We start from the raw sequence: 3,409 nt of genomic DNA, 5'->3' as shown, positions 1-3,409 counted from the left end.
ATTGTTCTGGATCATCCGGTACGCCGCCTCGGCGAGCCAGGTCTTGCAGGTTTTCTCGCTGCCGCGCGGCGCGCGGATCACGCGCGTCGGATCGAGACGCGGATCGATGTGCTTGGGATGATTCATGTCGACGGCTCCCTACGAAGGAATGGATGCAAAGGGCTGCACGGTTCGGCGCCTGGCGCGGCCGCGCGGTTGCGGTTCAGAAATGGCCGGTGAAGCGATAACGGCTGCCCGGGTGCCAGAGGTTCGCGATCGAGGCCACCACGCCCTGCGACCAGGTGCGCCGATGCAGCACCAGGCAGGGCTCGGCCTCGCCCATCGCGAGCCGCTCGCGCATCTCGCGATCGGGCGCGGCCGCCTCGATGCGGTACTCGACGCGCTGCAGCGGCGCGACGCGCATCAGGTACTGTGCCGGCGTGACGGCCGTGAAATCCTGCTGCGCATAAGCGCCGGCCACGGCCGGATTGACCCAGCGCTGCTCGAGCTGGACCGGCTCGTCGTTCTCGAAATGCAGCATGGTCGACAGGAACAGGCTCGCGCCCACCGCCACCTGCAGCTCGTCGGCCAGCGCCTCGTCGGCCTCGAGGGTGAGGAGTTCGAGCACCTGGCCGTGGTAGCGATGGCCGCGTGCCGCGATCTCGTCCGAGATGCTGCGGATCGCCACCAGGGTCGACTCGTACTTCGGCCGCGCCACGAAGGTGCCGGCGCCCTGAACGCGCGTGAGGACCTGCTCGGCCGTCAGCTCGCGCAGCGCGCGGTTCACCGTCATGCGCGCCACCTTGAAGTCGCGCGCCAGCTCGTTCTCCGATGGCACCAGGTCGCCTTCGGCCCACTCGCCCGCGTGGATCCGCGCGAGGATGAAGTCCTTGATCTCCTGGTAGGCCGGCGTGCTCATCGCATCACTGCTCCGAGACGAAGGACAGCGGGCTCAGCCGGGCGAACGCGCCGGCACGCACCTGCTCGGTGATCACGGCGATGTCGGGCGCGAAGTAGCGGTCCAGGTCATAGTGCGGCACGCGCTCGCGGATGGTGGCCATCGCTTCCTGCAGCTTGGGGCTGGTCGCGTGCGGCTGGCGCAGGTCCACGCCCTGCGCGGCGGCCAGCAGCTCGATCGCGATGATCGCGGCGACGTTCTCGGCGATGTCGCCGAGCTTGCGTGCCGCGAAGGTCGCCATCGAGACGTGGTCTTCCTGGTTGGCCGAGGTGGGCAGCGAATCGACCGAGGCCGGATGCGCCAGCGTCTTGTTCTCGGAGGCCAGCGCGGCGGCCGTCACGTGCGCGATCATGAAGCCCGAGTTCACGCCGCCGTCCTTGACCAGGAAGGGCGGCAGGCCCGACAGCGTGGCGTCGATCAGGAGCGCGATGCGGCGCTCGGCCAGCGCGCCGATTTCCGAGGCGGCCAGCGCCAGGTTGTCGGCCGCGAAGGCCACCGGCTCGGCGTGGAAGTTGCCGCCCGACAGCACCTCGCCCGTGTCCGGGAAGATCAGCGGGTTGTCCGAGACGGCGTTCGCCTCGATCAGCAGCACCCCGGCCGCGTGGCGCATCTGGTCCAGGCAGGCGCCCATCACCTGCGGCTGGCAACGCAGGCTGTACGGGTCCTGCACCTTGTCGCAATCCTGGTGCGAGACATTGATCTTCGAGCCCTCGAGCAGGCCGCGATAGGCCGCGGCCGCCTCGATCTGGCCGCGATGGCCGCGCAGTTCGTGGATGCGCGCGTCGAAGGGCTTGACCGAGCCGGCCGCCGCGTCGACCGACAGCGCGCCCGCCACCAGCGCGCTGCGGTAGAGATCCTCGATCGCGAACAGGTTGTCGAGGGCCAGCGCCGTCGAGGCCTGGGTGCCGTTGAGCAGGGCCAGGCCTTCCTTGGCCTGCAGCGTGAGCGGCGCGAGGCCGACCGAGCGCAGGCCGTCGGCCGCGCTGGCGCGTTCGCCGCGGATGAACACCTCGCCGATGCCCAGCAGGGTGGCCGACATATGGGCCAGCGGCGCCAGGTCGCCCGAGGCGCCCACCGAGCCCTTGACCGGGATCAGCGGCAGCACGTCGGCGTTGAACAGCGTGACGAGCGCATTCATCACCTCGCGGCGGATGCCCGAATGGCCGCGCCCGAGGCTCGACAGCTTCAGCGCGATCAGCAGGCGCACCACCGGCAGCTTCATCGGCTCGCCCACGCCGACCGCGTGCGAGAGCACCAGGTTCTTCTGCAGCAGTTCGAGCTGGTCGTGCGGGATATGGGTGCTGGCGAGACGGCCGAAGCCGGTGTTGATGCCGTAGGCCGGCTCGCCCTTGGCCGCGATGTCGGCCACCGCCTGCGCGCCGCGGTCGATGGCGGCGAAGCTGGCCGGATCGAGCTCGATCTTGACCGGCTCGCGTGCGATCGAGCGAAGTTGGGCGAGCGTCAGATGGCCGGGGGTCAAGGTGATCATAAGGGCGTCCTGTCTATACAAGTTAGGTGCTGAGCAGTGTAGATGCGCGGACTTGTATAGACAACCCGTTTTCAAAATTCGACGCTCAGGGATTTCCCTAGCGCCGCATACGGGGCGGGATGGGTGCGGACACGCCGGGCCATGCACGCGAAAACGCGGCGCGCGGCGGCTTGGAGCCAGGCTGGGAAAGCTTCCGAGGAAAGAGGGAACGGAAAGGTCACGAGCCTCGGCGGACTGCCGGACGGCAGCCTCGCCAGCTCAGGCGCGACGAAGCATCACGGCGCCAGCGGCTCGCGAGGGCAGCGCCGGGAACGCGACGAGAGGACAGCGGATTGGAAATCGAACCGGAAGCCCGGCGCGGGCTCGTCGACGGCGCGGCGCGCCGCCGACGAGCCGGCAACCGCGCAGAACCGGCCGGCGCCCTATTCGCCCTATTCGCCCTATTCGCCCTACTAGCCCGCGAGCGGACGCCAGGCGAGGCAGGCCGGATGTCCTGGCGCCGCGTCCACCCAGGCGGCGGTATAGGCCGCCACGCCGCTGGCCGGCGCGGACGAATCCACCACGCAGGGCACCAGTTCGCCGGGCCGCCGCGGATCGAGCACCGAGAACGCCTCGAGCCCGCCCGCGATGCCGACGCCGAGCACCTTCAGCAGCGCCTCCTTGGCGGTCCAGACACGGTAGAAGGCATCGCGCCGCCCGGCCGGCGCGCAAGCCAGCACGGCGGCCTCGTCGGCCGGCGCGAACACCGACTGGCCCAGCGGCGTCCAGTCGAAACCCTCGCGCGGCGCCTCGACATCGACGCCGACGCGGGTCGACGCGCTCCAGGCGATCAACGCGTGGCTGCCCGAATGCGAGACATTGAAATCGAGCGCGGCGGCGCCCGGCGCGCAATCCGCCACCAGCGAAGGGCGCCCCGCCTCGCCGGTGGCGAAACGCAGCGCGGCCGGCGCCACGCCGAGCGCGGCGCCGAGCACCTCGCGCAG

General features: G+C 70.3%; 3 protein-coding genes. All 3 read right to left on the bottom strand.

Annotated elements, in window-relative coordinates; translation table 11 throughout:
- Window positions 1-202: 202 nt before the first annotated feature.
- Window positions 203-898, bottom strand: coding sequence for a histidine utilization repressor (gene hutC / locus F3J18_RS36250; RefSeq protein WP_013698787.1), 696 nt, complete (start codon window positions 896-898; stop codon window positions 203-205).
- A gap of 4 nt (window positions 899-902) precedes the next feature.
- On the bottom strand, window positions 903-2,426 hold the full coding sequence (gene hutH, locus F3J18_RS36245) for a histidine ammonia-lyase (RefSeq protein WP_025101567.1): 1,524 nt from the start codon (window positions 2,424-2,426) through the stop codon (window positions 903-905).
- 452 nt (window positions 2,427-2,878) lie between these two features.
- Window positions 2,879-3,409: 4'-phosphopantetheinyl transferase superfamily protein (locus F3J18_RS36240; protein ID WP_166916965.1), on the bottom strand; the 531-nt coding region annotated here is incomplete at its 5' end.

Source organism: Burkholderia sp. Ax-1720, from assembly GCF_011753035.1.
Lineage (GTDB): Bacteria > Pseudomonadota > Gammaproteobacteria > Burkholderiales > Burkholderiaceae > Burkholderia > Burkholderia gladioli.
The sequence above is the reverse complement of the archived record's forward strand: the minus strand, read 5'-3'. Positions and strand labels throughout refer to the sequence as shown.